This is a genomic window from Flavobacterium sp. (genome assembly GCF_029242675.1).
Lineage (GTDB): Bacteria > Bacteroidota > Bacteroidia > Flavobacteriales > Flavobacteriaceae > Flavobacterium.
In genome coordinates, this window is record NZ_JAQWTM010000100.1 from 1 (window position 1) to 5,727 (window position 5,727).

Below are 5,727 nucleotides of genomic sequence, written 5' to 3' on the forward strand. Positions count from 1 at the left end.
TTGATACTTTATTTCAAGATAATATTAGTATAAGAGCAATAGTTGTGGATGCCAATAAAATTTGGTACGCGGGTACTAATTCTCGTTTTGGCTATTTTGATTTAGCTTCTAAAAAGAAAATAGAGCATACAATCGAGAAAGGCGATGCGAAACTAGAGTTTAGAAGCATGGCCGACAATAAAAAAAACGTTTTTGTCCTTAATGTCGGTAATCCAGCTTTACTATATAGGGTAGATAAAACAACACTACAGCCATCAGTTGTTTACCAAGAAGCGCATGAAAAGGTGTTTTATGATAGTCTTAGTTTTTGGAATACCAAAGAAGGAATTGCAATAGGTGACCCTATCGATGGTGTATTATCTATTATCATTACGCGTGATGGAGGAAAGAGTTGGACTAAAATCCCTGCAAGTAGTTTACCAAAGGTAGCAGCGGGAGAAGCTGCTTTTGCAGCTAGCAATACGAATATTGTTACCAAAGGATCCGATACTTGGATTTTTTCAGGAGGAGTACAATCCAGAGTTTTTTATTCTCCTGATAAAGGCAAATCGTGGGCTGTATTTACTAGTCCAATTATTCAAGGAAAAGCAATGACTGGTATTTTTACAGGAGCTTTTTATGACAGCAAGAACGGTTTTATTGCTGGAGGCAATTATGATGTTTTGGGGCAAAATTTTGGAAATAAAGCACGTACTGTTGATGGCGGTAAAACTTGGCAATTAATGGCTGAAAATAAGGGATTTGGTTATGCTTCCTGTGTTCAATATATTCCAGGAAGCAAAGGTAAAGGACTTGTTACCGTGGGAGCATCGGGGGTGTTTTATTCTAATGACAATGGAGCAACTTGGGAACAACTATCAAAAGATAGTTCTTTATATACCATGCGATTTCTAAATAAGCAGACCGCAATTGCAGCTGGTAAGAATAAAATGGTTAGAATTCGCTTTAAGTAAAAAAAAGCCTAATTCATAAAAAGGAATTAGGCTGATTTTATTGTTTTATTTTTTAGATCGATATTGCTGCAATAGTTTTCTATTAAAGTCCTCTTCGGCTTTTTTAAGTTTAATAATTTTTACTGCGGAGATTACTTCTTTTAAATCTTTAGAGAATTTATTTCGAAGGTTGAAAAGTTCTTCTTCACTATCTTCTATTTGGGAAAGTAATATACTTGCGTCTCTTTCACTCATTTTATTGAGTGACTCATCATTCATGCGACTTTTGTACATTCTCATTTTTTGATGTCTGATCTCAAATTGCTTATCGTCAAATGTGTTGTAAATTGGCCAAAATTTTTCAGCTTCTTTTGTGCTTAGGTCTAATTCAGTGGTTATAAACGATACCTTTAGTGCCTTGATTTGTTCTTTCTTTTCTTTCATACTTTCTCCTTGCGCATAAAAGCTGCAGGAAGCAAGTAAACATAATATTGAAAATATTTTTTTGATATTCATAATTTTTGATATTTTATATATAATTTTTAGATCTGTTGTCTTTTGTTTTTATTATTCAATTAAAAGGTGTTCGAGATTCCCATTAGTTACTAAGATATCTTCTATAGTTTCACTTTCTAAGTTGCTGCTTTCCTCAATCGCTACATTTTTCTTAATTGAGTTGATATCTTCTTCATCCAAACCATTAATCAAATCATACTGACTTATATTCGTTTGATAACTTAAATAGTTTTCTAAAGTTGTGCTGTCTATTTCCTTTGTAATTGTTGGCTGACTATTAAAAATAGGCACAATAAAGAGCAATGCTATTACAGCTGCTGCAATCAAAGCCAATACCTTGCGTTTTTGAAAAAGTGGAATTACCTTGGGTTCTTCTTTAGGTAATTGTTCCATCAATTGCTTCGCAAAATTTTCAAAATAGCCGTCAGGAGCTTTAAATCCTGTTTCTATTTTTGATATGTTATCTAGTTTAAATTCTTTCATGATACTGTTTAGACTCTATTATTTATAAAAGGTTTAATCCTGTGTTACAATTGCTTCAATTTTTTTTACTGCGTGATGATAAGATGCCTTTAATGCACCAACTGAAGTGCCCAATATTTCGGATATTTCTTCGTACTTCAATTCTTGAAAGTACTTCATTTTAAAAACGAGTTGCTGCTTTTCGGGTAAGGTTGCAATTGCTTTTTGCAACGCTAGCTGTATGTCATTACCGTCATAATCAATATCGGCTTGTAAATTATCGATTGCCTTTTGTTGTGTTTCTTCTGAAGTTATACCCCCTTTTTTAGCTTTTTGATTTAAAAATGTCAAAGCTTCATTAGTTGCAATGCGATACATCCAGGAGAACAGCTTGCTTTCGCCTTTGAAATTTTTTAAATTTTGAAAAATCTTAATAAAAGTATTTTGCAAGACATCATCAGCATCTTCGTGACTAATCACAATCGAACGGACATGATGGTAGAGCGACTTTTGATAGTCCAACAAGAGCTTTTGAAACGCTTGATTTTGCGTTTTCGGGTTTAGTAGCTGTTGTATAAATTCTTTTTCTTCTAGCAAAATGCGTATTTATATATATTAGAATAGAATTTATCGATTTGGTTTAATTAGTCCTTAAAAATAATTAGAATTCGGATTCCTCCTCAACAGGTTTAGGAGTCACTACTTTTTTAGGTTCCAGTTTTTTAATGATCTTCACTGGCTCAGGTGTTTTTACTGGTACCGGTTTTGTAATTATTTCTTCAGATGGTGCTGCTAGTACTGGTGCGGGCGCTGCAACTGGTTCGACTACTACTTTTGGCATTAAAGGAATGTAGATTTCCGTGCTCCATTTAGATGGATTTCTAACCTCGGATTTACCGGTTTTATATACTGCAATAAAAGCATATTTTGGGTCTTTCTTTAGTTGCTTTTGGTTTAAAAAAGCGGTGGCCTTACTATAAGCTTGTCCTATATGTGAATAGTCTCCAAGCAATGTTGTTTGCACTGCCTCATATGTATTTATTTTACCCGAATTAATGTCACTGCCTTCGCTAAGAAAAATTTCACTTTGAATAGGTAGTGCAATAGAAATATTAGCCAGCCCTGATTTTAAGTCGTAAGTGTGGTAGATTATAAAAGGGCTACCATTAATGGTTATATTATTGTCGTTGCAAAAGCTCGTAATTTTAGGTAAAACAATTTTGAAATTCTTATTTATCTTAGCAATTTCTGTTGTAAAAGACTGAGCGATATAATATACTTGTGGTTTAGTTACTAGGCCGTTGCTTTTTATAGAAAATGTCTTAATCTCATAGACTAAGTTTTTGTCCAGTTTACTCAAACTTTTTTCGTACATCGTACCTATTACCTTGTCTACACCGCCGCTAACTGCACTGTATATCTTGAAAAAAAAGTCCATTTTACCTTTAGTGCTCCAAGTTACTTTTGTTCCTCCTATAGTATCCTTGAATTTCCAATTGACAACTGATGTAGCTCCATCTATTGTCATTTTCTGTGCGATACTATCATTTTCTTTAGTAAAAACAGTAGTCATGCTACCATTACCGTCTTTTCCTTCCCAAGAGTAAAAAGCGCCTTTACCTACGGTATTTTCCGGATAGGTAAATTTCATATTTGCATCATCATTTGACCAAGATCCAAAGTCTTCCCAATTTCTATAATCGTTCACGTAATTGTAAACAGAGTTAGAAGGAGAATTAATTATTCTACTTCTTTCTATAAAGTATTCGCCTTTTTGGGTAGCAATAAAAATCGAAAGTGCAACTAAGCTTAATAAAAATAAAAGTAGGAGATACTTTAAAATTCTCATAATAAATGGATTGTTAGGTGCGGTAAAGTTAAAAATTTTATTAATATCCTTGGCAATGTAAGGGAAATTTATAAATTCAACTGATTTTTTTTAAAACGCAGTTTTAATAGAAAGTAGTTTTCCAAATTTTCTATCGATTATCTGCTTAAGCCAAGTGCTGAAAACCGCTTTGTGAAGTAAAAGTGCGTCCTGTTATCTTACTTGATTTAAAGGGATCATATCTTTAATAGTTAATGCACTATTATTTTAAATCAATCATTAACATCGGCATTTTATGCATTGACGTCTAATCAGAGCAAATGCTCTATCGTTTAAAAAAGATTTTGATAACAAACAGGATTGCAATAAAAATAAAAAATCCAAGTAATATTTTATAATTCCCTTTATAAAATTGTTTGTGAATGGTAATATCCTTGCGATAGGAGTACACCATTGCTATAACAAATGCAATAAAAAAACAGCCTGCAAATATAAGTTGTCCTAGACTAAACATAGTTTGAAAATTTTAATACAAAAGTAGGCATTTGTTTAATAATAGTTACTAATTTAAGGGCTCATTTAAATAAATTATAACGTATGCAAAAGCAAATAAATGCAGTCAAGGAATTTCATACTGCTTTCAAAATTGGTCATAGCGAAACGCCTATCGCAAATTTAGGTGATGCTAAAAAGATATTACGTTTTAACTTAATGAAAGAGGAAAATGAAGAATACCTCGAGGCGGTCCAAAACAACGATCTAGTCGAAATTGCCGATGCCTTGGGTGACATGCTCTACATTCTATGTGGAACTATTATTGAACATGGACTGCAAGATAAAATTGAAGCAGTTTTTGACGAAATTCAGCGCAGTAATATGAGCAAGCTAGGGGAAGACGGAAGTCCAATTTACAGAGAAGACGGAAAAGTGATGAAAGGTCCTAATTATTTCAAACCCAATTTTTCTGCTATTCTCAAGGAATAACGGGATATAACTAAATAAAAAAGCGATTTCTGTTTTCAGAAATCGCTTTTATAGTATGAGTTGTTCTGTTTATTGCACTTGAACAGTCCAACCGTAGGTATCATCAGCTAACTTATTTTGAATATTAGTAAGCTTTTCTTTCAGTTGTTCCGCATATGAATTCGTTACTTTTGGTAACTCGTAATATTTTTCTTGATATGAAAAACCTGCAATTGGATTTACAACTGCCGCGGTTCCAGCTCCAAAAATTTCTTTTAAACTTCCGTTTTTAGATGCTTCTACCAATTCAGAAACTAAGACCGGACGAACATCAACTGTAATCCCTTCGTTGATAGCAATATCAATTAAGCTTTTTCGGGTGATACCATCTAAAATACGCTCACTTGTAGGAGCTGTAAGTAAAGTGTCATTGATTCTAAAGAAAACATTCATGGTCCCTGCTTCTTCTAACTTCGTGTGAGTAGCATCATCAGTCCATATTACCTGCTGGAAACCTTGTTTGTTCGCCAAATTGGTTGGGTAAAATTGCGCAGCATAATTACCAGCAGCTTTCGCAGCTCCAATTCCGCCATTAGCAGCTCTACTGAAATGTTCAGCGATAAGTACTTTTACTTCACCAGAATAATAGGATTTAGCTGGAGACAAAAGAATCATAAATTTATATTGATCTGATGGATTCGCGATTACACCAGTTCCAGTAGCAATCATAAAAGGACGGATGTACAATGAATTTCCTTTTCCCTTGACAATCCAATCGTTGTCCATTTTTAAGACCTCGTTTAACCCTTCCATAAAAATAGCTTCTGGAACCTCTGGCATTGCCATTCTTGTAGCTGAGCTATTGAAACGTTTGTAGTTTTCATCAGGTCTAAAAAGCCAAACATCATCATTCTTGTCTTTGTATGCTTTCATTCCTTCAAAAATAGCTTGACCATAGTGAAAAACTCGAGCCGATGGATCTAAAAGTAACGGTGCATAGGGCTTGATAACTGGCGTTTGCCATTC

The 5,727-nt window shown here is 33.9% G+C and carries 8 protein-coding genes; 2 read left to right on the forward strand and 6 right to left on the reverse strand.

The features are described from left to right. On the forward strand, positions 1-953 hold a 953-nt coding region (locus P8M54_RS04105; RefSeq protein ID WP_300285509.1), incomplete at its 5' end, for an oxidoreductase. Positions 954-998: 45 nt separating this feature from the next. Here P8M54_RS04105 and P8M54_RS04110 read toward each other — a convergent pair. The 5 genes from P8M54_RS04110 to P8M54_RS04130 all read right to left on the reverse strand — a co-directional run bounded on the left by P8M54_RS04110 (position 999) and on the right by P8M54_RS04130 (position 4,252). Beyond that, complete coding sequence (locus P8M54_RS04110; RefSeq protein ID WP_300285510.1) at positions 999-1,448, reverse strand: sensor of ECF-type sigma factor; 450 nt, start codon at positions 1,446-1,448, stop codon at positions 999-1,001. A 51-nt stretch (positions 1,449-1,499) separates the two neighbouring features. Next, on the reverse strand, positions 1,500-1,931 hold the full coding sequence (locus P8M54_RS04115) for a hypothetical protein (protein WP_300285512.1): 432 nt from the start codon (positions 1,929-1,931) through the stop codon (positions 1,500-1,502). Positions 1,932-1,964: 33 nt separating this feature from the next. Beyond that, positions 1,965-2,507 carry a sigma-70 family RNA polymerase sigma factor gene (locus P8M54_RS04120; protein WP_300285514.1) on the reverse strand — a complete coding sequence of 181 codons (543 nt, stop codon included), beginning with the start codon at positions 2,505-2,507 and terminating at the stop codon, positions 1,965-1,967. Positions 2,508-2,571: 64 nt separating this feature from the next. Further along, the gene (locus P8M54_RS04125) at positions 2,572-3,759 is read right to left on the reverse strand and encodes an SRPBCC family protein (RefSeq protein ID WP_300285515.1); all 1,188 of its coding nucleotides are present in this window, start codon (positions 3,757-3,759) and stop codon (positions 2,572-2,574) included. Positions 3,760-4,063: 304 nt separating this feature from the next. Continuing rightward, positions 4,064-4,252 (reverse strand): hypothetical protein, encoded by a 189-nt coding sequence (locus tag P8M54_RS04130; RefSeq protein WP_300285516.1) that lies wholly within the window; start codon positions 4,250-4,252, stop codon positions 4,064-4,066. An 83-nt stretch (positions 4,253-4,335) separates the two neighbouring features. On the opposite strand from P8M54_RS04130, the gene P8M54_RS04135 reads away from it, so the two are divergent. Further along, on the forward strand, positions 4,336-4,722 hold the full coding sequence (locus P8M54_RS04135; protein WP_300285518.1) for a nucleoside triphosphate pyrophosphohydrolase family protein: 387 nt from the start codon (positions 4,336-4,338) through the stop codon (positions 4,720-4,722). Between the two features lie 69 nt (positions 4,723-4,791). On the opposite strand, the gene P8M54_RS04140 is transcribed toward P8M54_RS04135, so the two are convergent. Beyond that, positions 4,792-5,727 (reverse strand): branched-chain amino acid aminotransferase (locus P8M54_RS04140; protein WP_300285519.1); only part of this gene is annotated, 936 nt, incomplete at its 5' end.